The sequence below is a fragment of the Pseudomonas saudimassiliensis genome, assembly GCF_000939975.1.
Taxonomy (GTDB): domain Bacteria; phylum Pseudomonadota; class Gammaproteobacteria; order Pseudomonadales; family Pseudomonadaceae; genus Halopseudomonas; species Halopseudomonas saudimassiliensis.
This window is the reverse complement of the sequence record NZ_LK391969.1, coordinates 1399300-1420715: the sequence shown is the minus strand read 5'-3', so window position 1 is coordinate 1420715 and position 21416 is coordinate 1399300. Positions and strand designations below refer to the sequence as shown.

Below are 21416 nucleotides of genomic sequence, written 5' to 3'. Positions count from 1 at the left end.
GAGCTGGATGCCATGGCTGATATAGATGTTGGAGCGCTGCGCAGCAAAATAGAGCTGACACTGCATACTTACCACGCAACGCGGACCTGGTGGGGACGAGGCGTTGAGTCCGGTAAACCCCAGATTATCGGCATGCGTCAGTTCCTGGCTCTGGTAGGCCGCATTCAGCAGAACGCCGCCAAAGATGACCCCTATTCAGACGACTGGATGTTGCGCATCGACGCCAAATTGCATGACGTCAAAAACATCCTGGACCCCATGTATGCAAAGTCCGAAGCACTGCTGGCTTCGGTTCCTGAAGAGCTGTCCATCGCTGAGAACATCTCACAGAAGCCGTTTCGCACGGGCGTGTACCCGGGTGGACAACAGGGCTGGCAGGGAATCCATCAGCTGATTCGCTATGACCGAATAGTGCGCAACATTCTGCTTGCCCAGCATATCGCCATGATCGTGAGAAGTGATGCTCATGAGGCGCTGCGCATCAGCGCAAATGCCATTCGCGGACTCTGTTCTGCTCCGCAGCGATACCCGGGGCTGAGCGGTGCTACCCGTGATGATTTTGCAGCAGCCAATGCCCGTGCCCGTGATGCCGTAGCGAAATATGGCGAACTTGCACCCGATGTACTGAGCGGCATTCGCCGAAGCCCTTACGCACCGCCCCTTCGACAGCGTGATGGTGTTGCAGATAGAAACACTCATGAAGATCCGGATGCAGACAACCTGGAGCAGTTAATAGACCAGGCGACCAAGCCAGAGCCTGTAGCAGGAGGTGGTCTGTTGGGTGCGGATGAGGACTAGGTCGGTCCTCTCATTTTGATGGCAGTGCCATCAACGGATGACTGGATCGAGGGTTTTGGTCACGCAGTGATGGCAGTGCCATCAACGGATGACTGGAATGAGGGTTTTGGTCACGCAGTGATGGCAGTGCCATCAACGGATGACTGGAATGAGGGTTTTGGTCACGCAGTGATGGCAGTGCCATCAACGGATGACTGGAATGAGGGTTATAGTCACGCAGTGATGGCAGTGCCATCAACGGATGACTGGATCGAGGGTTTTAGTCACGCAGTGATGGCAGTGCCATCAACGGATGACTGGATCGAGGGTTTTAGTCACGCAGTGATGGCAGTGCCATCAGGGTCAAGAGGAGTCGAGGTGGTATGCGAAAGAACCCAACTGTGACCGTTGAGCGTCTACCACCAGACAGCTGCGACTTGCCACGAACTTGTTACCAAAGGGTAAAGGGCCTTTACCCCTTTAAGGGTAAGGGGGGGCTGCTGAAGTATATGGCTGAGATCGAAGTCTACGCACGGCACCTGGAGCAGGCTGCTCATGATTTTGCCCAACAGCACAATCTATTACTGAAGGCATACCGGATCGTCCTTACCCCGCACACCGAATCCAAACGAGGTGATCGAGTGCCGATGGTGCGCTGGAGAAGTGTCGGTAGCCGGTCGATGGGCATGGCGCAGTTTGACCAGGTGTTTAACCAGGTGCAGTCGGAGGGAGAGCGCCGAGTGTTATATGACATTGAGGTGGAGCGCTGTTTGATCAACAACCAGGCAGGCACAGTGAACGCAACCATGCGCAGGTTACGAACAACATTGCAGTCGCTGGAACATATTGATGAGCTCACAAACCGACTGGGATAGGTGTTCACTTAGGCAGGGGCAAGCTGTCGCAGAATACCTGTCAGTCTGAAATCTGATTCAGCGTTTCAAGCTCGATCTGTCTGCGGCAGTGTGTACTCACAATAGCAAGAAGTGGAGCGCTTCTCATGAGTACACATTTCGAAGGTGAAGGTAATATTGGGTCTGACCCGCAGGTCAAGGTATTCCCCACCAGTGACAACTCACCACCCAGAGGCATTCTGCGCTTGAATGTCTTTTTTGATAATCCAGTCGCGGTTGGCGAAGGCAACTTTGAAGATCGAGGCGGTTTCTGGGCACCGGTTGAGATCTCCCGTGATGCTGATACCTGTGAGCAGTGGTCACAGCTCTATCAGCGAGGTATGCGCGTGATGGTGGCGGGCCGAATGATCCGCGACCAATGGACCGGTGTTAACAATGAAGAGCGGTCTGCAATGAAGGTGCGCGCGCGATCCGTTGGTATCTTGCCGTATCGAATTGACGAGGTGGTCATGGCCCAGAAGTCGAGCGTGTCTGATCAGGTCGTGCAGCCATCAGAGCCACTCGAACCTGCTGTACCGGAAGACTCCTTCATGGAAAATGAGGGTAGCTGTCTGACGTCTGAATGAGACCTTGTTCCGGAATGGTCTTGCGCAAGGGCGTAAGGTTTCTATCAGCCCTCTTGTTGGGTATGCCATCACCATGACAACGAGAAAACACATGAAGAACATTACATTGCTGACTGCTGGCCTTGCCGCGTTCATTCTGGTCGGCTGTGCGAACGATCAACACGTCTACTATCAGGGGAAATGCCTTAGCTGCATGAATAATCCCATGACCGGGGAACCGGTTAACTATGACCCAGATACGCTGCCTGCAGGGGCCATGGACAGCTCTCGGCCAGTGGTATCCAGAACATCGGGAGCGGATGCAGGGATGGCCACCCTTCCGGGTGTAAGTGAACGGGATGAGTTACGCATGAGTTACTCCGGAGATGTGGATTCGGCAGCGGCGCTGCTCAAGAATGCGTTTGGCTACCTGACACCACAAGAGGCTGTGGCTCAGCACGGGACCATGGCGGGAGGTATGATGTTCAACGGTGGTGGCTACACATTCAGCGCGGTTCCTGGCACCACATACTCGATGACACGTGTCTATTTCGATGGAAGCCTGACCACTTTGGTGAGCAAAGGCAAAAGCGGAGCGGACGTTCTGCTTACCTATAGCGTGTATGGCCGCAATGAGGGGCCGAGCGTGCCGGCCGTGATGCAGCGTGTCGAACGCGTAGCAAATGATGCTCTGCGCTGACAGCCAGGCATTAAACGATCTGGCCGTGTGGCTATTGATTTACGCAATCCATTGAGCGGCCCTGGGGGCGAGACATATGACGACCTTGGTGATCGTGGAGTCGCCGGGCAAAATCAAGAAAATCAGCTCGATCCTGGGCCGCGGCTACAAGGTGGTTGCCAGTGTCGGGCATGTCCGCGATCTGCCCGGGCGTGAGCTGGGTGTGGATCCGGCCAGTTTCAAGCCGACCTATGTGCCGACCGACCGGGGCAAGGGCGTGCTGGCCAAGCTGCGCAAGGAGGTGGCGGCTGCTGATCAGGTGATTCTGGCGACTGACCCGGATCGTGAAGGCGAAGCCATTGCTTGGCATCTGGCCGATGCCCTGCGGCTGAAGCAGCCCAAGCGCATCACCTTTACTGCCATCACCAAAGACAAGATCCGCGAGGCGCTGTCGCAGGTGCGGGCCATCGATCATGACCGGGTGCGCGCTCAGGAGGCGCGGCGAGTGCTGGATCGGCTGGTGGGTTACAAGGTCAGCCCGGCGTTGTCCAATAGCGCCGGTCACGCGCTCTCCGCTGGTCGGGTGCAGTCCCCTGCTGTGCGGCTAGTGGTGGATCGTGAGCGGGAAATTGCCAACTTCAAGGCGGTCACCCATTTTGGCGTGGAGCTGTCCCTGCCGATTCCCGGACACTGGCCGGACAACCCCAAAGCGCTCTGGCGGGCTCAATGGGATACCCGCCCGCATCTGCTCAAAGGTGAAGAGTATCTGCTCGACCGGGCTCTGGCCGAGCGGGTGGCGCAGGTGCGGGATGTGCAGGTGGCACGGTTCGAGAATGCCTACGCCAACCGCGCACCCGCCGCGCCCTTCACCACCTCCACGCTGCAGCAGGAGGCCGGCAAACGGTTGAAGATGAAGCCCAAGCGGGTGATGGGTCTGGCGCAGAAGCTGTATGAGCAGGGCGCCATTACCTACCACCGTACCGACAACCCCAATCTGGACGCTGCGGGCATCGAGGCGATTCGAGCGTATGCCTTGTCGGCGGGCTTGCAGCTGGCCGAGAAACAACGCAGTTGGAAAGCCAAGGAGGGTGCGCAGGAGGGGCATGAAGCAATCCGGCCTGCGGATGTCGCGGCGTTGCAGGCGGGTGAGGATGCGAGCCAGCAGGCACTCTATGAGCTGATCTGGCGGCGGGCGGTTGCCTCGCAGCTGGCCGATGCGCGCTATGCGGTGCGCAAGGTATTGTTGACCGGGGATGCTGAGGGTTTGCCGGTGCGCTTTATCGGTCGTGGCCGCAAGCTGGTCGATCCCGGCTGGATGCGGGTCTATGGGCAGGATGATCCGGAGGACGGCGCGCAGGCCGAACCGGTCAATCCGATACCGTGGCTGGACGTGGGGAAGAATATTCAGGCGGTGGATGCGGGGGTCCTGGATAAGGTGACCAAACCACCGGTGCGTTTCAAGCAATCCACTCTGGTAGCGGAGCTGGAGCGACAGGGCATCGGGCGGCCAAGTACCTATGCGGCCATTCTAGAGAACATCACCGGTCGGGTTTATCTGCTGGAGGACAGCAAGGGCTTTCTGTCGCCTTCACCGACCGGCGAGCTCATCCGGGATGCGCTGGTGGGCACCTTTGCCTTTGCCAATCTGGATTTCACCCGCGAGTTGGAGGACCAGCTGGATCTGATCGCCGAGGGACGTATGACCTATGACCAGGTTATCAGTCAGACCTGGGCACTGCTGGACAAGGAGCTGGGAGGTCTGCGGCAGAATCAGATTAGTTTGCCTGCAGCCGAGCATGCCTGTCCGCAATGCGGCTCAGCGCTACGGCGTCGCAAGGGTAGCAAAGGCTTCTTCTGGGGCTGTTCGGGCTATCCGGAGTGCAAAACCGCGCTGCCGGATGGCAAGGGCAAACCGGGCAAAGCCAGAGCACGCACCCCGCAGCCGGAACCGAGCGCGCATGCCTGTCCGAAATGCACCAAGCCCTTGCTGCATCGAATTGGGACGGGCAGGAAAGGGGCTTATGACTTCTGGGCCTGCAGTGGGTTTCCGAAGTGCAAGGCTTCGTTTGAAAATGCTAACGGCGCTCCCGCCACAGGCTGATCAACGTGATAGCGGATCCTGCCAATAATATCTGTACGCTCATAAATAAAACGCCAGCGATTCACGGGCTGGCGTTATTTTTTTGTGAAAGCAGTTTGAGCGTAATGGGAGGCTATGGGCCAGGTAGCATGAGTATGAAAGCTGCTATACGCCATGCATGTCCGGCAAGCCATGCGTCGTGTCGTACCCGAGTCTGACTGCAGCGTGTCCCGGTAGTATGTATGCACGATTCCCGCACAAAGGGAGCCCAGGGTTCAGGCAGTGGGCGCTGCCGGGGTGAGGCGATCTGAAAATTGGCCAGCCATGATGCCTCGATGAAGCGCCATGGCTGGCCAATCCCAAGCAAAAAATGAGGCCCTCGACCAAGAGGGCGACGTACAGGGAGACTGGGCTCTGGTAGCAACACCGTGGACGTTTTGGACGTTGAGCCGTGCCTTTTCACCAGTCGCAGGCACTTATAGGGCAATGAGCCACAAGGACTCAAAGGGCGCTACTGAAACCGTCAGTAGCCAGCGGGGTTAGCCTTCATTATCAGACAGCATCAGCGGTCGGTCAACGTTGAATCATTGAGCGTGGCGCGACCAACAATCGAGGAAGGCCAGCCGGGTTCGCAGAAAAACACCTGAACTCAATTAACATTCTCCATCGCTGTCCTGTACGACTTCCAGCATTGTGCCTCCGCAACGACTCATCAGGAGGGCACCCATCATGTCTTATCGCTTGCCGCATGTTCTTTTGCTTGCTGTTGTGAGCGCCACAGGTGCTCTGAGCGGTTGCGTGCAGCAGCCGGTTGAGCACAACCTGGCAGATCAATATCCGGATTCTCAGCAACTTGATCTGCTCAATTACCAGCCTGTTGCCGCCGAGCTTAATGACGAATCCAATCCCACGTCGATAGAAGTCCTGCGCACAGGGCGATACACGCTGGTGTCCACGTCGGCCCACGCAGGCCAAAGCAATCTGATGCAGCAAATGGTCCAGGTCAGGATACCGACAAGGCTCAATCCCACTGTCGGTGATGGGCTTGCACATACCTTGGATAGGTCCGGTTACCAGCTGTGTTCAGAGACAGGGAAACCGGTCATTGAAACCCTGTTCAGCCGCCCATTGCCGGCGGCGCACTACGAGTTAGGCCCCATGCCGCTGCAGGCCGCACTTCAGCTGCTCAGTGGGCCGAGTTATCAATTGCAGGTTGAGCCGGTGACACGGGAAGTGTGCTTCAGCCTGCGAGTTGCCAAGCTGGATCAAGCTGGAGACTAACCATGATCCGTAAAGCGATGTTGGCGTGCCTGGTATTGATGCTGTGCGCTTGTTCAGATTCGGAAACAGACATGCTGCTGTCCCAGCTGGCTGAGCACCATGAACGCCTGGGTGTAATGGAAACACAACTGCTGGATGCCAGAGACGGCGTTGACCAACGTCTGGTTGTGGCCAATAACAGCCTGCGAAAGCTGGCAGTGGAATATCGAGGCCAGCACAACGACGTCGTCGAACAGGTGACGGCTCTGCGGGTGTTGGTGGCTGAGCTGGGTGAGTTGCAAGACATACAGGATGCAGTGCTCAGAGGATTGAAAGACGATGTGGAGCGTATGACGGTTCAACTAAACAAGATACAGACCGCTCAATCCAGGCCAGTACGCCGCAGCGTCCAACCAGCCAGTTCAGTGCCGACAACCAAGCCGGTCGCACCCTCATTCAATGTGACCGGCATAGAGCTTCGTGGCGGGCGTCATTTTGTGGCAGTGGCGTCGCAGGGTGCACAGACACTGAATCAGGTTCGGCTGTTGGAGGAGGGTGAGTCTTTTGCCGGGTGGCGGGTTTCCCGTGTGGGCGACCGATCTGCGGAATTTATTTCTGGCAGCGGTGTGGTTGAGCTGGCAGTGCAATAGGAGGTCTCATGATTAACCTGTTGAAGGCCCAATATTTGGCAGCCCTGCTGGCGACCTGCATGGTGTTACAGGCCAATGCGCAAGAAGCACAAACCAACCAGCAAGCACTGATGATTGATCAACCCGAGCAGGTCGAGAGTCGAGTGGAACGCAGCGAGGTCAGGGCCAGCGAGTGGGGTCTTTCGGCGTTGGAATGGGATCGATACGAAGCCTTGATGGCGGGGCGGCGGGGTATTCTGTCGCCTGGCCTGGATCCGCTTACTGCGTTGGGTGTTGAGGCCCGGACAGAGCAGGAACGACGTCGCTATGCAGAGCTGCAGGCCCGGTTCGAGTATGAGCGTATCGAGCGCGAACTTGCTTACCAGCGGTCTTATGATGAGGCCATAGCGCGCATAGCAGGCGACCAGCCCCGAGTTTCTACTTTCTCGATACGGCCGCCCATGTCAGGAAAGTCTGACCCTGGGCTTTTGAGCCTTCTCGCCGCGCCGGCACGACATGATGTGGTGGTGGCACTGTCTGGCTGTGATGCCTGCAGCAAGACGGTGATGGAACTGGTGGCTGAGGGGCGCGAACTGAATGTCTGGGTCACAGACAGTGATGGCGATGACGGCAAGATCAGGCGCTGGGCATCTGAGTTGGGGATACCGACTGAACGGGTTACCAGCGGCGCGATCACGCTCAACCATGGTGCGGGCTTAGGTGCTGGCCTGACTCTGCCTCTTGTTCGCTCGCGGTGAACCGCATGCGCATGACTCTTCCAGAAGTCATGGCAATAGCCTTCTTGATAGGTTCTGTGGTGCCGGATCTGGCAGCGCAGGCCGAAGCTCCTGACCTGTTTGAATCGGTCGGAGAGCGGCATGGCGTGCCGGCAGTAATTCTCTATGCAATGGCTCGCACTGAGTCAGGTCGAGCGTACCAGGGCGAGCACAAGCCTTGGCCCTGGACACTGAACGTTGCCGGAAAGGGCCGGTATTACGACACCCGCGATCAGGCGTGCATTGCACTGAATGAGGCGCTGGGGCAGACCTCGCTGGTAGATGTGGGTATGGCCCAGCTGAATGTCCGCTGGAACCCGGATCTGTTTGGTCTCACTGGACGCTTTGCGGACCCTTGCGCTGCACTGGATCCGGCTCAGAATATGGACGCTGCAGCAGCTATCTTGCGCGCACACTTTGATACTACTGGTGACTGGCTGACCGCCGCTGGCCGTTATCACCGACCGGCTGGCGGGGATGCTGCCAGACGCTATACAGAGCTGGTTGCCGCGCGCATGGATTATCCCGTCATTGCTTCAGTTCAGCGCCCTGCTGGTCGTTCGCGCTCCCCTCATTCCCAGCCACTCAAGTCAGCGCCGGTCTCCTGGATTGAGCCGGTGGTTATGGTCTGGATTACTCCCGGAGGTTGATATGTTTTTCATGAGCCGAACAGTTTGGCCGCTGGCTGCAGGCAGTCTGGTGGTGGCAATGGGCTGGTCGCAGATAACGCTAGCCGCTCCGGACAATCAGATGTCGCTGCAAGTGGTGGCGGATATCGGGGGGGAGCCTGCCCGTCCTTATTACGTGGCTATTGGCGGCGCAGGGGTGCCAGAACATGAAGGAATTCAGGTGGCCCGTACAGCTCCCTATAGCATCGAAGATATGTTGCCGGTGGTGACAAAAACCCTGAGCCCTGGGCCAGTGGAGCGAAGGGGCCTGAGCCTGCCTGCCGGCTTCCAGCCACTGTTCATTGTCGGCGATGATCCGCTGAGCCTCAGCTGGCTGGCCGCACGAAGCCAACACCTGCTGGAGATAGGAGCCACTGGCCTGGCGGTGAATGCGCAGTCGGCCGCAACATTGCAGCTGTTGCTGGATGCCGTGCCCGGGTTGCGTATTGACCCTGTCGCAGGCGACGACCTGGCCGTCTTGCTGGGGCTGTCACATTACCCGGCGTTGATTACCCATGCGGGGGTGGAGCAGTGAGTGAGCAAGTTGGCCTGAAGGTGCCGGTGAATGCGTTTTCCAGTATGGAACTACCAAGCCTGGGCAAGCCGGTGGTGGTTGGCGAACACAGCCATTTGTTCTGGTTATGCCGTGTGATGTGGATTGCCTTGCACGCAATGAAGGAGGAGCGACAGGTATTGCCTCGCGCACTCGTAGAGCGCGTGCATACACACGAAAAACTGGATCAGCTCTGCCTGGAATACGCCCAGTCCAGCTTGCGCGCAGAGGGTGCCTGGGCTGAAATAATACGGTCGGCAGAGGCTCTGGCAGCACCATCATTACCGCTTCGGTTCAAACACAGAGACCGGCGGATCGCGGCTCTGAAGCTATACGTCGGCAAGCACGCATCGACAATCAAGGCCGACCCTGTACTTACCGGCCTTACAGCTTTGTGCGACTTCGATCCCGATCATTTCGACTCGCTGGTGGCCATGCTCGCGCAGCATGGTCTGGCTGTTGCTGAAGCAGCTTTGGCTGCTTCGACCGGCGAGCGGTATGGCATTAAGGGAGCGGAGAGGGCATGAGACAGAGACACCCAATGGAATCCATGCTGCGCCCGGCAGTCGAGCTGCAAACGGCATGGGTTTGTATTGGTTGTGCGGCACTCTGTTTGTGGGCGCCCTGGTCGGTAGCCTTGACGCCATCAATTGGCTTGGGCATGGCCGCTGGCTTTCTGGTATTTGCCGCGCATCGCGGTAGACAAGCATGGGTCGTATTGCGGTATCGCCGGAATATGCGTCGCTTGCCGCGCTTTGCCATGCGTAGCCAGCAGATCCCGGTCAGCAATCGGTACCTTTGGCTTGGCAGGGGATTTCGCTGGGAGGCGAGGCACACTCAGCGCTTGCATGAAGCGCAGCAGCCAGAGACACAGGTTTATCTGCAATCCAGGCGGTGGTATCGATTAGCTCGGCGCATGGAAATCCGGCTGGACCGGTATCGTGCAGCGCGGTTACTGGTTCGCCTGCTGGGGGTGGACTCGCCACTCAATCCCGTCAGGCCGTTACCCCCGGTTGGCGGGAACCCGGCCATACATGCTGTTGAGTGGAAAGAGCAGGACGCCTGGATGCCATTGGGTGAGCGCGTTGGCCATACCCTGGTGGAGGGCACGACCCGGGTTGGCAAGACGCGCATGGCCGAGGTAATGATTACCCAGGATATTCATCGGTCCAGCCAGGATGTAGTGATCTGTTTTGATCCAAAAGGGGATGCGGACCTGCTGGTGCGCATGTACATCGAGGCGGTTCGCGCGGGACGCCAGAATGAATTCTATGTGTTTCATCTCGGATGGCCGGCATTGTCGGCGCGCTATAACGCAGTAGGCCGGTTCGGTCGGCTCTCGGAGGTCGCTACCCGGATTGCCAATGCGTTGCCCAACGAGGGCAATAGTGCCGCTTTCAGGGAGTTCGCCTGGCGCTTTGTGAATATCGTCAATCGCGCGCGTCATGCCCTTGGGCACCGGCCAAGCTATGAACAGATTCTCGCGGATGTGGTGAATATTGATGGCCTGCTCGTGGAGTATGCCGAGCAACGGCTGGAAGCGGCGTTGCCCGGGGCATGGGCGCATGTGGCCGAGTTCGAGGGGCGGTTGAACGACAGGAACTGGCCACGAAACATGCTTGGCCGTGACAAGCGGGTGGTGGCCCTCATTCAGTACCTGCAGTCGCCAGACGTGCCGATCAAGGACCCTGTACTCGAAGGGTTGCTCTCAGCAGTGCGTTACGACAAGACCTACTTTGACAAGATAGTGGCGTCATTGCTGCCGCTACTGGAGAAATTGACCAGTGGGCGTATCAATGAATTGTTATCGCCAGACTACGATGATCTCGAAGATACCCGGCCGATATTCGATTGGCTGCAGGTAATCCGAAAGCGCGGCATTGTCTATGTGGGTCTTGATGCATTGAGCGATTTCGAGGTAGCTCAAGCAATAGGCAACTCCATGTTTGCCGATCTGGTGAGCGTGGCTGGGCATATCTATAAATTTGGCGTGGATGACGGATTGCCTGCCCCGGTCAGCGGTAAGGTGGCAATCAACCTGCATTGCGATGAGTTCAACGAGCTGATGGGGCCCGAGTTCATTCCGCTGGTAAACAAGGGCGGTGGTGCGGGCATCCAGGTAACGGCCTACACCCAGACGGTCTCGGACATTGAGGCCAGGATTGGTAGCGCTGCCAAGGCGGGTCAGGTGATAGGTAACTTTAACAACCTGATCATGTTACGAGTCAGGGAGGACAAGACCGCCGAGCTGTTGACCAACCAGCTACGCCAGGTAAACGTGCAGACCCGCATGCTGGTTTCCATGGCATCGGATAACAGCAATCCGGATTCTGACGTGGACTTCACCAGCTCGGGTGGGGATCGGATCAGCACAGTAGCGGTGCCCATGCTTGAGCCTGCCGACATCGTTAACCTACCCAAGGGGCAGGCGTTCGTATTGATGGAAGGGGGACAGCTATGGAAAATCCGTATGCCCCTGCCGCTGCCGGACAAAGGGAAAGATGTACCGCAGTCGGTGTCGGACATTGCGGTCGGCATGCGTAAACAATTCAGCGCGGGTGAGCGCTGGTGGGAAGCAGTCGCACCGCCACCAATGGAAATTGATCCTGAGTTACGCAAGGCTTTCGATGGGTTCGCCATAGCCAATCCACAGCCGCAGGACACGCATGGCCTGTTCCAGGGAGTGGTACAAAGCACCAGGGAACAGGTCGCGCCGGATGATCCGGCAGAGTACCCGGCTGATGGCTGACGACCCGCGTGTCAGGGCCGCTGAAAAGAAACGGACAGGGCTGCTTTCCAGAACCCTTTCCCTGCCGTTCAAGGTGCTGGGAGTGGTGCTGGTTTCGATCTTCATCTCGGTACTGATCGAGTGGGCCGGGATCTATTTTGCATGGTGGAGCTTGCCCGGTGCGGATCATGCCGAATACGTGATGCGGCAGGAGATGCGCTGGCTGGACAGCAACTTTTCCCGCTCCTTGCTGGTGTCGGACCCGGTCATCTTTTCCGGTCAGGCATTGGCGGCAGTGAATGAGTGGCTGTTTGTCCGAAGTGGCATAGCCGAGTGGGCATTGAATGCTGATAGTTCGGGCTGGGTTGGCAGGCTCAAGGAGTATGCCCTGGCAGCCATGTACGTCACCCTGATGACCCTGACCCGCTGTGTCATTCTCCTGCTGACCAGCCCGCTGTTCCTGCTGGCTGCGCTGGTGGGGCTGGTCGACGGGCTGGTGCTTCGCGATCTGCGGCGCTTCGGTGCTGGCCGGGAGAGCGCTTTCATCTACCACCACGCCAAGCGCACCGTGATTCCGGTGTTTCTGCTTGGCTGGCTGGTTTACCTGAGTCTGCCGTTTGCCATCCACCCCAATCTGTTCCTGTTGCCCTGTGCCGCCTTGTTCGGCCTGCTTATTGCGATTGCGACCAGTACCTTCAAAAAGTATCTCTGACCAGCAAAACCGGTGTTCTTAAGCCTGCCCTCTGCTTTCATTAAAACCCGTTGCGCTGCACTTAATGTTCTCTATCGCATTGCTTCCCGCCTGCTTTGACACTGTCGCAAAGCATAACGCCGGGGGTTGCTTGGCACATGTCCCTTATCAAACCGCTGTTTCTGTTACTGGCCGCGCCGCTCGCAATGGCGAGTCCGGCCTGGGCATCAGAGCCCTATGACGAGATCCAGCGTCGCGACCTTGCGCTGATCCAGCTTCAGCTCGAACAGGTTGTGACTGTGCTGGAGCGTCTGGAAGCAAGGCAGGCCGTCCAGGCGGGTGGTGTGGACGTGTATCTGGACGTACCGCGGGCTCGCGATGATGTGCGTGCTATTCAGCATGGATTGAATGATTACCTGTCACCCAAGCGTATGCCACCTCGGCACCTCGGCGCTATTGAAGGTGACGTGGTTGGGAGCTACCTGGAGAGGCGGCGGTGACCCCCGAGGAGGCTTTCAAGGCCGGTTCAGGTTTCAACTCGGTCGATGTCTGGGGGCTGATAGTTGGCGTTGGCTGCGTCGTTGTTTTGATGATTGCCGGCTGGATTCTTGTTTCTACATATCGTGGCTGGGCCAAGAGCAATCTGGGCGGTGATGAAGCCTTGCATGCGGCAATCAAGGCGATGCTCATCGTTGTGGTGACGTTCTGGATTTTGCTGTCCTGAGAATCAGTTTTTTCAACTCTGATACGACCCGTAAGGAGCAGTTCATGAAATTTTACCGAAGATTAAAACAAGTTGCTGTGAAAGTTTCACAAAGCCTGATTCTGGCTGGTGCAGGTGTGGGCCAGGGTTTCGCTCAAGGCTTACCGACCATGGATGCACCCAGTCAGGTCGGTGGTGGCGGGCTCCTGGCAACAGCGCAGGGGTACGTTTATGACGGCGCAATCCTGATTGGCCTGGTCTTGTGTGTGGTGGCGTTCATGGTCGTGGCCTCATCTTCAGTCGCCTCCTTCAAGGAGGCACGGGAGCGGGAAACCTGGGGCAAATTTGCAGTGACAGCCATGGTTGGTGTGGTGTTGATCGTTGCGGTGGTCTGGCTGGCGACAGTAGCAGCGCCCATTCTGTCCCAGTAACAGAGCCGGAGACCAACATGGCCAATAACATCAGCTGGGTTCCCAAGCGTTTGAATGCTGCGCCGGTGGTGTTCAGGGGTATGACCGGGAAGGAAGTGGTCACGGTGACACTGGCTGGTCTCGGCGTATTTACGCCACTGGGCATTATCGCAGCAGTGCTCTCGGGCGCTATTGCGATGGTGCCTACCGTGGCATTTTTTGGCGCCGGAGTGACGCTCTTCTTCGGTGGCACCATCATGCGGCGGTTGCGCCGGGGCAGACCGACATCGCTCATGTACCGACAGCTGCAATTCAAACTGGCGGGCAAGGGGTTTCCAACGATGGAGAAGTTGATCACGCATTCTACGAACTACAGCATCCGGAGAAACCCCACGCTCAAGCCTGGGCAGAGGAAACTGTGATGTCTCGCTACCGTAACGCCAATGCTTCGCGAGACGCGCATATCACCACTCTGAGGGCGCTTTGTGCCGTACTTGTTCTAGCTTGTGCCGCCATGTGGTGGGGTTGGTATCAGGCTCCCAAAGACCTGACCATCAGTATCCCGCCCGATCTGCGTAGTGGCTCTACACAGAAGTGGTGGGAAGTACCGCCCTCTACCGTGTACGCCTTCAGCTTCTATATCTGGCAGCAGCTCAACCGCTGGACAGTCAACGGGGAGGTTGATTATCAGCGCAACATCCATGGCTTACAGGCCTTCTTTACTCCGTCTTGCCGTATCGCGCTGTCCAGCGAGTATGACGCACGCCGTAATCGTGGCGAATTGCGTGGGCGTGTCCGGGGCGTTTTTGAGGTGCCCGGCAGAGGATACCGTGCCGAAGCGATCAAGATCCTGGGGCAGGATACCTGGGTTGCGGATCTGGATCTGGTTATCAATGAGCAGTACGGCGGCGTGGATGTACGGGATGTGTATGTCCGCTACCCGCTGCGTGTGGTGCGCGCGGATATGGATCGGGAGCAGAACCCCTTCGGACTGCAGATTGATTGCTTTGAGGGTAAACCGCAGCGTCTGACCATGCCGGGAGACACGCCATGAAAGCCTGGTGCTTGTTGAGCAAAGCGCTGTGCGGGGTATTGCTACTTTCCCCGATGGCCAATGCTATCGAACTGATGGTGTGGGATAGAACACCCTTGGCCATTGATCTGCCGGTAGGTACTGAACGGCTGGTGGTGCTGGATAGAAACGTATCGGTTGGTCTGCCGCTGAGCATTGCACAAAGCGATGTGTTGCGCGTGCAGTCAACAGGCGGGGTGCTCTACCTCAGGGCGCAGGAGGCGTTTGATACCCAGCGGGTGCAATTACGAGATGAGTCGACAGGAGAAATCCTGCTGGTAGACCTCACGGCAAAGGCCGGCGCCTCAGCAGAGCAGATTCAGGTGATCAATGCTGAACCTCGTAACGCTGACCCGGATCGGGGTGAAGATAATAAGTCCATTCAAGAAAAACGTGCACCGCTGCCGGTGTTGTTGACGCGTTTCGCTGCCCAGTCACTGTATTCGCCGTTGCGAGTGATTGAGCCGGTAACGGGCATCAACCGGGTTGCCATGCAGCTGCCGCAGTCACTCAGCACCCTGTTACCCGCGTTGCCGGTAGCCGCTACACCCATCGCAGCATGGAGCCTGGACGGGCTGCATGTTACTGCAATTGAACTGCGTAACCAGGACCCGCACCGTGCATTCGCACTTGATCCACGCTACCTGCAAGGTGCGCTGGTGGCGGCGACGTTCATGCATCCAAGCATTGGCGTGCATGGGCAGATGGATGATACGACTACCGTGATCATCGTCACCCGGGGTTCCCTGGCAGAGCGCCTGCACCTTCCTCGCATCCAGCCTGTTGGTAAGGAGGATTGAGATGGCCATGGCACTGAAAAGCAACGGCTTCCTGAAAATCCTGGTTCCGGCTGTATTGGTGATTGTTCTCTTGGTCGTTGTTATGGCCAGTGGCGGCGATAACGACGCAGAGCGGTCGCATCAGCTCTCCGACACCACGCTGGAGCTCAAACCCGAAGAGTTGAAATTGCTGGGTGTAGAGGGTGATACGCCACAGGATACCGTCGCCACCCTCGTAGGCCGGGTGAAGATGATGGAGCAGGACCTGGAAGGAACTCGATCTGAAAGCCAGCAGTTGGCAGATCAGAACCGGAAGCTGACCGAGGAGAACAGACATGTTGATCGCAAGCTCGAAACGCTGATGCAGCAGGAGCGCCGTCGGATGGAAGATGCCCAGCGCATCCGCGAGCAGTCCTTGCTGAGCCGTTTAGAGCAGCAATTTGATCAGTTGAAGAACAATTACTCCAGAGAAGCCGGTACTGGCGAGCATGGACGTATGCCGATTGGTAGCGGATGGGGTGATACCGGTCAGGGTTCAGCAAGCCCGGTTGTCTGGGTTAAACCCATGGATGGGGAGCAAGCTCAGACAGGACGAAACCAGGGCAAGTGGTCGTTCCCATCTTCCTTCGCTGACGAGGCAGGACTGCTCGCCGATTCTGTGAGTAGAGGTGCCTCAAGCCTTGAGTCCAAGGCTACCGGCCAGCCTGATGCTGCGCTGCTGGAGCCGGTTTACACTGTACCGGCCAACGCCACTTTGATGGGGTCGCTCGGCATGACGGCATTGATTGGTCGCGTGCCGGTGAACGGCACTGTCAGTGATCCGTATCCGTTCAAGGTGATCATCGGCAAGGATAACCTCACGGCAAACCACATTGAGATACCCGAGGTTCACTCGGCCATCGTCAGTGGTACGGCAACCGGCGACTGGACGTTGTCTTGTGTGAGAGGTGCCATTACCTCGATGACCTTTGTCTTTAAAGATGGAACTGTCCGTACCATTCCCCAACCTGCTACGGGTAACCTCTCACGAACGCGATCCAGTGATGACGTGCTGGGTTATATCTCCGACCCCTATGGGATTCCTTGTGTCAGTGGCATCCGTCGCAGCAATGCCAAGGAGTATCTGGGTAGCCGCGCACTGATTACAGCGGCGGGGGCGGCTGTCGCATCAAGCCTGATTGATGAGTCGACGGGCGTCGCCACTATCAACACTGACGGCTCGGTATCCACAGCCATCACCGGAAACCAGGCCGCTGCCTCAGTGCTGACTAACGGTATTTCCGATATCTCCGACTGGGTTAACCGGTTATACGGCGAAGCATTTGCAGCCGTGTACGTACAACCCGGCGTCCAGGTTGCTGTGCATATCGAGCAGCCTCTGGAAATCGACTATGACCAGGCGGGCCGCAAGGTGCGCCATCAGACACCTGCGGGGGTCTTCAATGAGCTTCCCTAATAGCCTTGTTGTGATCTTGCTGGTAGTGGCACTGACCGGATGCGCCACATCCAAGGAGGAGCTGATGCCGCATGGCGGCCAGACAATGCAAGATATCTGGCGCCAATCTGCTGGCGGCAATAGTGGTGACAATCTGAGTCAGCAAGCGCTGCTTGATGCCCGGTCGGATTTACGTCGCCCCATCGGTGACCAGCATATCGTGGAGCAGCGGATTCAGTACACCCGCAATGCGGCAAATGAAATCTACAGTCAGTTTGCACGCCTGCCCAATCCCGACCTGGTCATGTACGTCTTTCCTCACGTGGCCGGAGGGGAACCGGTTCCCGTGCCAGGCTACTCCACAGTGTTTCCGCTGTACACCATGCCTGAATATGCCATGCCGGGTGAGATGGCCATCCCGGACATGGATGCACTCGACCGTCCGATAAGGAGGCGCTGATGACCGGACTGAATGGGATCATGGCGAGATTCTACTCGTCCACGACAGACCGGCAGGAAGTCCGCTCTGAGCCGGATGCTTCGGTGAACATGGGCCAGGTTGAAGGTCTGCTGAACGATGAAGCGAACCAGCGCTTGGTACTGCCACGCGGCAAACCCACGACCATGGAGATGCTGCGCCGGATGTACCGGCGTGCTCCCAGCTTTACCAGTCGACTCCCATGGGTTGAATATCTAGAGGAGTCTGGGTGCTTTCTCTTGGAAGATGGCAAGTCGGTGGGAATAGTCGCAGAGGTTGTTCCCCTCCCTACGGAAGGCCGTTCGCCGGAATCACTGGAGCAGCTGCGCGATCAGATTGAGGCTGCCTTGCAGGACAGTCTGCCGGAAGAGGATGACTACCCCTGGGTGGTGCAGATGTATGTCAGTGACGATACCGATCCCCGAGCTGATATTGCTGCAATACAGGCATACATCAAACCGGCGGTGCGTCAGAGTCCTTTCACCCAGGACTGGCTGGAAAATATGGAGCGGCACTTGGCAGCTATTTCCCGGCCAGGTGGTCTTTTTGTCGATGAGATCGTCACTCAGGCAGAATGGCGCGGGCATACAAGAAGAGCCCGGCTGGTGCTGTACCGCTGGCTGCCGGAGCACGCCAAAAAGGGCAAGAAACGCATTGGCGACCGCAAGCGCTCGCTGAATCCCGAGGCGGCCGCAAACCATGTCTATGACCGGCTCACCGGCAGCCTGGGGGCCGCCGGCTTGCGTATGAAGCGCTACAACGGTGCGGACTTCCACAACTGGATGATGCCCTGGTTTAATCCGCGTCCGCGGCTGTCACCGGACAGCCCCAGAGCATTCCATGACTGCTTTAGATACCCAGAGCAGCCATCCTGGTCATATGACCTAGCGGAAGGTTTGCTGGCGTCCAGCCCCCGTGGCGATGCGGATACGGGCCTGTGGTATTTCGATGGCATGCCGCATTGTGTGGTGCCGGTTGAGGAAGTGAGAACGCCGCCCAAACTCGGGCATCTGACGGGCGAGTTACCCCGTGGTGACTCCAACGCGCGCAACGCCTTGTTTGACCATATGCCTGAAGGCACGGTGGCCTGCCTGACGATCATCGCTACCCCGCAGGAGCCGCTGGAAGCGCATATCAATGCCTTGCGTCAGAAAGCCATTGGCGACTCGGTACTGGCTGCCAGTGTTCGTCATGACTGTGATAAGGCGCGGGATATGCTGAGTGAGAGCCACAAGCTGTATCAGAGCAGCCTGGTGTTCTTTCTCCGTGGCAGTTCCGATGCAGAACTGGATACCCGGTTGCTGCAGCTCTGTACTCACCTCATTAACGCGAACCTCAAGCCGACCGAACTGGAAGATGAAGTCGCGGCGTTGAACAGTTACCTGCGCTGGGTGCCAATGAATTTCCAGCCGGAGCTGGACCGGAAAAACCGCTGGTACACCCAGTTTCAGTTTGTGCAGCATCTTGCCAACCTGGCGCCCGTTTTTGGTCGAGCCCGGGGCACGGGCAATCCGGGGTTGAGTTTCTTCAACCGCGGGGGCGAAACCCTGAGCTTTGATCCGCTTAACCTGGATGATCGTCAGGCCAATGCGCATATGTTGATTTTCGGCCCGACCGGGGCGGGTAAATCGGCGACGTTGAATGCCATGCTGGCTCAGCTGATGGCGGTGCGCAGGCCCCGTCTGTTCATTATTGAGAAGGGCAACAGCTTTGGGCTGCTCGGTCAGTATTTTGAGCGCCTCGGGCTGACGGTTAATCAAGTGCGTTTGTCACCTGGCAGCGGTGTCCGCCTGCCTCCCTTTGCCGAGGCTCACCGGCTGCTGGAGCCGGAAGAGTTGCGACGCAGGCAGCTGAAGGATATCGAGGCGCGGGCCGGGATGGAAGACGATCCGGCGGATCTGGAAATGGACGAAGAAGCGGAAGAGGAGCGCAATATCCTCGGTGAAATGGAGATCACCGCCAGGCTGATGATCACCGGCGGCGACCCCAAGGAGGAGGCGTTGTTTCGCCGCAGTGACCAGCGCACGGTCCGAGATGCGATCTTCCGCGCGGCACGCAGCGCGGTCAGCGAAGGCCGGCAGTGTCTGACTGAAGATGTCCGGGCCGCTTTTCGTGAGATAGCCCTTCTTACCGATACACCTGAGCATGGCCGCAGGCGAGCTTACGAAATGGGCGAAGCCATGGGGCTCTACGTTGATGGCTTTGATGGGGAGGTGTTCAACCGGCCTGGAGAAGCGTGGCCTGAGTGCGACGTTACCATTATCGACTTGGCCCATTACGCTGACGGCGGATATACCGCGCAGCTGGCGCTGTCCATCATCTCCATCACCAACGTCATTACCGCTATGGCTGAGCGCGATCAGTACGGTGGTCGTCCCATTGTCCAGGTGATCGATGAATCCCACTTGCTGACCACCAATCCGCTGCTGGCCCCGTTTCTGGTATCCGTAGGCAAGATGGGCAGAAAGTTATCGCACTGGCTGTGGATGGCTACCCAGAACCTGGAAGACTTCCCGGAAGTAGCAACCAAACTGCTGAACATGATCGAGTGGTGGGTGCTGCTGACCATGCCGCCGGATGAGGTGGCCAAGGTCATGCGCTTTAAGGAGCTCTCGGAGGATCAGCGCAAGCTGGTGCAGTCTGCGACCAAGGTCACCCGCAAATATACCGAAGGAGTGGTACTGGGCGGACGTCTTGAATCACTGTTTCGGGTGGTGCCGCCCAGCCTGTATCTGGCTCTTGCTGGCACTGAAGGTGAGGAAAAGGCCGAGCGCCGCCGGATCATGCAGGATGACGGTTGTTCTGAACTGGACGCAGCGATCGAAATAGCCCGGCGGCTGGATGAAAAGCGGGGAATAGATCGATGAGAACCCGCAGCTGGATCAAAACCTCCGTCATTACCCTGAATATCCTGGGTATCAGCATGCTCCTGTCCACTCCAGCCTTTGCAGGTATCGAAGTGTTCAGCGCCTCACACCTGACGCTGAGCAATGTCCCATCGAACGCGGTGGTGGTCGAACTGGATGCTCTGGTGGGACTGGACGAGGTGTTGTCTCTGGGCTTGCCTGCTAACCCGGATCAGGCCGGCTCTGTTGCGTTGGAGCGTATGCAGGGCGAGCGCTGGGCAGAGATGCTGGAGCGTTACGAGCACGCGGCTCTGGCCGTATCCCGAGCCTGGGTGTTAGGCGTTGAGAAGATCCCGGCGGTGGTGGTCGACGGCAATGTCGTATATGGCGAAACGGACGTGGCGCGTGCCGTCTATCTCATTGAGGAGGCCATGTCCCATGCAGAGTAGAGCGCTTCTTAACGGACTCATCGGACTCTGTCTGACCGTGCTGGCGACAACACCGGTGCAGGCTGGTGAGATCTCCACGGCGGAGATTGTGTCTTCAGCGGTTTCACCGGCCTGTGTGGATTATCAAGCGGTTGGTATATGTGCCTGGCTGTTCTGCTCGTATGGCTGCACCGTAAGAACATCAGTAAAGGTCAAACATTATGTCCCGGAGCTGGTGGTCTCCAGCTACAACAGCACCGGAGCGAATCCCTGGACAGATGTTGCTGCGATGAGTCCGCCCGTCAGCGGCCGGGCAGAAGGCGGCGGCAACATGACCGGCCGGCATGCCAATGCACGGGATATTTTGCGGTTCAAGAATGTCGATGCCATCGGCCACCCGGCCACCTCTATGTTCTCGGCGCTGAACAACATGTCGGGCATGATTTGCGCGTCGGGCACCTTCTCCATGAACCCGCACTTCTTGTCCACGCTGGACACTGTGGGCTGGCGGCATGCGTTGGTTGAGCGGCTGTATCCCCAGGCCTATACCCCCGGTATGCGCGAGCTGGGACGGCTGGGGGATAACTGGGGAAATATCTACCCACGTAGTGGCTTCGTTTCTCAATCCGATGACTATCGCGGCGGGGCGCTGGCGGCACAGCGCGTAGCCGACCTGGTCACCCGTCGCAATTCGCCGCATGTTTACCAGCCGCTCACCCCGGTTGCTCGCGACGGCTGGTGGCCGCCGTTATCGGCCGTCGTGGAGGGTGATGCGTCTACCCATAGATGGCAGGCATTGGCACCCAGTCTCGAAAGCAGCTGCTCTGTCTGGCCTGACCGCGGGCATCTTGCTTCGTATGGCGATCGAACCGATGGCAGTGGTGATTATGTTTGGGCGCTGTGGCGGCCTTACAGCTGCTGTGAGCGGCGTGGCCAGGTATTGCTCGTGCACACCGGAGGATGAA

24 protein-coding genes are annotated in these 21416 nt (G+C 57.9%); all 24 read left to right on the top strand.

The features are described 5' to 3' along the window. The first annotated feature begins 12 nt into the window (after positions 1 to 12). The 24 genes from VG99_RS06630 to VG99_RS06515 all read left to right on the top strand — a co-directional run bounded on the left by VG99_RS06630 (position 13) and on the right by VG99_RS06515 (position 21415). Positions 13 to 798 (top strand): PFL_4669 family integrating conjugative element protein, encoded by a 786-nt coding sequence (locus tag VG99_RS06630; RefSeq protein ID WP_052508721.1) that lies wholly within the window; start codon positions 13 to 15, stop codon positions 796 to 798. A gap of 488 nt (positions 799 to 1286) precedes the next feature. Continuing rightward, positions 1287 to 1652, top strand: a complete 366-nt coding sequence (locus VG99_RS06625; protein ID WP_235818261.1) for a DUF3158 family protein — start codon at positions 1287 to 1289, stop codon at positions 1650 to 1652. Positions 1653 to 1777: 125 nt separating this feature from the next. Continuing rightward, positions 1778 to 2257 carry a single-stranded DNA-binding protein gene (locus tag VG99_RS06620; RefSeq protein ID WP_044498956.1) on the top strand — a complete coding sequence of 160 codons (480 nt, stop codon included), beginning with the start codon at positions 1778 to 1780 and terminating at the stop codon, positions 2255 to 2257. 91 nt (positions 2258 to 2348) lie between these two features. After that, complete coding sequence (locus tag VG99_RS06615; RefSeq protein ID WP_044498955.1) at positions 2349 to 2936, top strand: hypothetical protein; 588 nt, start codon at positions 2349 to 2351, stop codon at positions 2934 to 2936. A 76-nt stretch (positions 2937 to 3012) separates the two neighbouring features. Next, complete coding sequence (gene topA, locus VG99_RS06610) at positions 3013 to 5016, top strand: type I DNA topoisomerase (RefSeq protein ID WP_044498954.1); 2004 nt, start codon at positions 3013 to 3015, stop codon at positions 5014 to 5016. 708 nt (positions 5017 to 5724) lie between these two features. Beyond that, positions 5725 to 6276 carry a PFGI-1 class ICE element type IV pilus protein PilL2 gene (gene pilL2, locus VG99_RS06605; protein WP_052508720.1) on the top strand — a complete coding sequence of 184 codons (552 nt, stop codon included), beginning with the start codon at positions 5725 to 5727 and terminating at the stop codon, positions 6274 to 6276. Positions 6277 to 6278: 2 nt separating this feature from the next. Next, the gene (locus tag VG99_RS06600) at positions 6279 to 6905 is read left to right on the top strand and encodes a hypothetical protein (RefSeq protein WP_044498953.1); all 627 of its coding nucleotides are present in this window, start codon (positions 6279 to 6281) and stop codon (positions 6903 to 6905) included. Positions 6906 to 6913: 8 nt separating this feature from the next. Beyond that, a complete protein-coding gene (locus tag VG99_RS06595) occupies positions 6914 to 7642 on the top strand; it encodes a TIGR03759 family integrating conjugative element protein (RefSeq protein ID WP_044498952.1) in 729 nt (242 codons plus the stop codon). A 5-nt stretch (positions 7643 to 7647) separates the two neighbouring features. Beyond that, positions 7648 to 8310 carry a transglycosylase SLT domain-containing protein gene (locus VG99_RS06590; protein WP_052508719.1) on the top strand — a complete coding sequence of 221 codons (663 nt, stop codon included), beginning with the start codon at positions 7648 to 7650 and terminating at the stop codon, positions 8308 to 8310. A gap of 1 nt (position 8311) precedes the next feature. Then, positions 8312 to 8863 (top strand): integrating conjugative element protein, encoded by a 552-nt coding sequence (locus VG99_RS06585; RefSeq protein WP_052508718.1) that lies wholly within the window; start codon positions 8312 to 8314, stop codon positions 8861 to 8863. Continuing rightward, the gene (locus VG99_RS06580; RefSeq protein WP_090274516.1) at positions 8860 to 9408 is read left to right on the top strand and encodes a hypothetical protein; all 549 of its coding nucleotides are present in this window, start codon (positions 8860 to 8862) and stop codon (positions 9406 to 9408) included. The genes VG99_RS06585 and VG99_RS06580 overlap by 4 nt, the downstream gene beginning before the upstream one ends. Continuing rightward, positions 9405 to 11630 carry a type IV conjugative transfer system coupling protein TraD gene (gene traD / locus VG99_RS06575; RefSeq protein ID WP_082050003.1) on the top strand — a complete coding sequence of 742 codons (2226 nt, stop codon included), beginning with the start codon at positions 9405 to 9407 and terminating at the stop codon, positions 11628 to 11630. The genes VG99_RS06580 and traD overlap by 4 nt, the downstream gene beginning before the upstream one ends. Further along, a complete protein-coding gene (locus VG99_RS06570; protein WP_338052297.1) occupies positions 11548 to 12321 on the top strand; it encodes a TIGR03747 family integrating conjugative element membrane protein in 774 nt (257 codons plus the stop codon). The genes traD and VG99_RS06570 overlap by 83 nt, the downstream gene beginning before the upstream one ends. Before the next feature lie 137 nt (positions 12322 to 12458). Continuing rightward, on the top strand, positions 12459 to 12800 hold the full coding sequence (locus tag VG99_RS06565) for an integrative conjugative element protein, RAQPRD family (protein ID WP_044498949.1): 342 nt from the start codon (positions 12459 to 12461) through the stop codon (positions 12798 to 12800). Then, the gene (locus VG99_RS06560) at positions 12797 to 13024 is read left to right on the top strand and encodes a TIGR03758 family integrating conjugative element protein (protein ID WP_044498948.1); all 228 of its coding nucleotides are present in this window, start codon (positions 12797 to 12799) and stop codon (positions 13022 to 13024) included. The genes VG99_RS06565 and VG99_RS06560 overlap by 4 nt, the downstream gene beginning before the upstream one ends. 44 nt (positions 13025 to 13068) lie before the next feature. Next, positions 13069 to 13434, top strand: coding sequence for a TIGR03745 family integrating conjugative element membrane protein (locus tag VG99_RS06555; RefSeq protein ID WP_044498947.1), 366 nt, complete (start codon positions 13069 to 13071; stop codon positions 13432 to 13434). 17 nt (positions 13435 to 13451) lie between these two features. Beyond that, positions 13452 to 13835: a TIGR03750 family conjugal transfer protein gene (locus tag VG99_RS06550; protein ID WP_044498946.1), complete on the top strand. Its 384-nt coding sequence runs from the start codon at positions 13452 to 13454 to the stop codon at positions 13833 to 13835. Beyond that, entirely contained in the window at positions 13835 to 14467 is a 633-nt protein-coding gene (locus tag VG99_RS06545) for a PFL_4703 family integrating conjugative element protein (protein WP_044498945.1), read from the top strand. The genes VG99_RS06550 and VG99_RS06545 overlap by 1 nt, the downstream gene beginning before the upstream one ends. Next, positions 14464 to 15285 carry a TIGR03749 family integrating conjugative element protein gene (locus VG99_RS06540; RefSeq protein ID WP_044498943.1) on the top strand — a complete coding sequence of 274 codons (822 nt, stop codon included), beginning with the start codon at positions 14464 to 14466 and terminating at the stop codon, positions 15283 to 15285. Before VG99_RS06545 ends, VG99_RS06540 begins: the two co-directional genes overlap by 4 nt. Before the next feature lies 1 nt (position 15286). Then, complete coding sequence (locus VG99_RS06535; RefSeq protein WP_239419827.1) at positions 15287 to 16720, top strand: TIGR03752 family integrating conjugative element protein; 1434 nt, start codon at positions 15287 to 15289, stop codon at positions 16718 to 16720. Then, positions 16707 to 17159 (top strand): TIGR03751 family conjugal transfer lipoprotein, encoded by a 453-nt coding sequence (locus VG99_RS06530; protein WP_044498942.1) that lies wholly within the window; start codon positions 16707 to 16709, stop codon positions 17157 to 17159. Before VG99_RS06535 ends, VG99_RS06530 begins: the two co-directional genes overlap by 14 nt. Then, a complete protein-coding gene (locus tag VG99_RS06525) occupies positions 17159 to 20044 on the top strand; it encodes a conjugative transfer ATPase (protein WP_204216695.1) in 2886 nt (961 codons plus the stop codon). The genes VG99_RS06530 and VG99_RS06525 overlap by 1 nt, the downstream gene beginning before the upstream one ends. Then, positions 20041 to 20472: a TIGR03757 family integrating conjugative element protein gene (locus VG99_RS06520; protein ID WP_044498941.1), complete on the top strand. Its 432-nt coding sequence runs from the start codon at positions 20041 to 20043 to the stop codon at positions 20470 to 20472. The genes VG99_RS06525 and VG99_RS06520 overlap by 4 nt, the downstream gene beginning before the upstream one ends. Further along, a complete protein-coding gene (locus VG99_RS06515) occupies positions 20462 to 21415 on the top strand; it encodes a TIGR03756 family integrating conjugative element protein (protein WP_052508717.1) in 954 nt (317 codons plus the stop codon). The genes VG99_RS06520 and VG99_RS06515 overlap by 11 nt, the downstream gene beginning before the upstream one ends. The last annotated feature ends 1 nt before the right edge of the window (position 21416 follow it).

Coding starts and splice junctions, on each gene's coding strand:
- VG99_RS06630 (WP_052508721.1), top strand. CDS start 13: ATGGCTGATATAGATGTTGGAGCGCTGCGCAGCAAAATAGAGCTGACA.
- VG99_RS06625 (WP_235818261.1), top strand. CDS start 1,287: ATGGCTGAGATCGAAGTCTACGCACGGCACCTGGAGCAGGCTGCTCAT.
- VG99_RS06620 (WP_044498956.1), top strand. CDS start 1,778: ATGAGTACACATTTCGAAGGTGAAGGTAATATTGGGTCTGACCCGCAG.
- VG99_RS06615 (WP_044498955.1), top strand. CDS start 2,349: ATGAAGAACATTACATTGCTGACTGCTGGCCTTGCCGCGTTCATTCTG.
- topA (WP_044498954.1), top strand. CDS start 3,013: ATGACGACCTTGGTGATCGTGGAGTCGCCGGGCAAAATCAAGAAAATC.
- pilL2 (WP_052508720.1), top strand. CDS start 5,725: ATGTCTTATCGCTTGCCGCATGTTCTTTTGCTTGCTGTTGTGAGCGCC.
- VG99_RS06600 (WP_044498953.1), top strand. CDS start 6,279: ATGATCCGTAAAGCGATGTTGGCGTGCCTGGTATTGATGCTGTGCGCT.
- VG99_RS06595 (WP_044498952.1), top strand. CDS start 6,914: ATGATTAACCTGTTGAAGGCCCAATATTTGGCAGCCCTGCTGGCGACC.
- VG99_RS06590 (WP_052508719.1), top strand. CDS start 7,648: ATGCGCATGACTCTTCCAGAAGTCATGGCAATAGCCTTCTTGATAGGT.
- VG99_RS06585 (WP_052508718.1), top strand. CDS start 8,312: ATGTTTTTCATGAGCCGAACAGTTTGGCCGCTGGCTGCAGGCAGTCTG.
- traD (WP_082050003.1), top strand. CDS start 9,405: ATGAGACAGAGACACCCAATGGAATCCATGCTGCGCCCGGCAGTCGAG.
- VG99_RS06570 (WP_338052297.1), top strand. CDS start 11,548: ATGGCCTGTTCCAGGGAGTGGTACAAAGCACCAGGGAACAGGTCGCGC.
- VG99_RS06565 (WP_044498949.1), top strand. CDS start 12,459: ATGTCCCTTATCAAACCGCTGTTTCTGTTACTGGCCGCGCCGCTCGCA.
- VG99_RS06555 (WP_044498947.1), top strand. CDS start 13,069: ATGAAATTTTACCGAAGATTAAAACAAGTTGCTGTGAAAGTTTCACAA.
- VG99_RS06550 (WP_044498946.1), top strand. CDS start 13,452: ATGGCCAATAACATCAGCTGGGTTCCCAAGCGTTTGAATGCTGCGCCG.
- VG99_RS06545 (WP_044498945.1), top strand. CDS start 13,835: ATGTCTCGCTACCGTAACGCCAATGCTTCGCGAGACGCGCATATCACC.
- VG99_RS06540 (WP_044498943.1), top strand. CDS start 14,464: ATGAAAGCCTGGTGCTTGTTGAGCAAAGCGCTGTGCGGGGTATTGCTA.
- VG99_RS06535 (WP_239419827.1), top strand. CDS start 15,287: ATGGCCATGGCACTGAAAAGCAACGGCTTCCTGAAAATCCTGGTTCCG.
- VG99_RS06530 (WP_044498942.1), top strand. CDS start 16,707: ATGAGCTTCCCTAATAGCCTTGTTGTGATCTTGCTGGTAGTGGCACTG.
- VG99_RS06525 (WP_204216695.1), top strand. CDS start 17,159: ATGACCGGACTGAATGGGATCATGGCGAGATTCTACTCGTCCACGACA.
- VG99_RS06520 (WP_044498941.1), top strand. CDS start 20,041: ATGAGAACCCGCAGCTGGATCAAAACCTCCGTCATTACCCTGAATATC.
- VG99_RS06515 (WP_052508717.1), top strand. CDS start 20,462: ATGCAGAGTAGAGCGCTTCTTAACGGACTCATCGGACTCTGTCTGACC.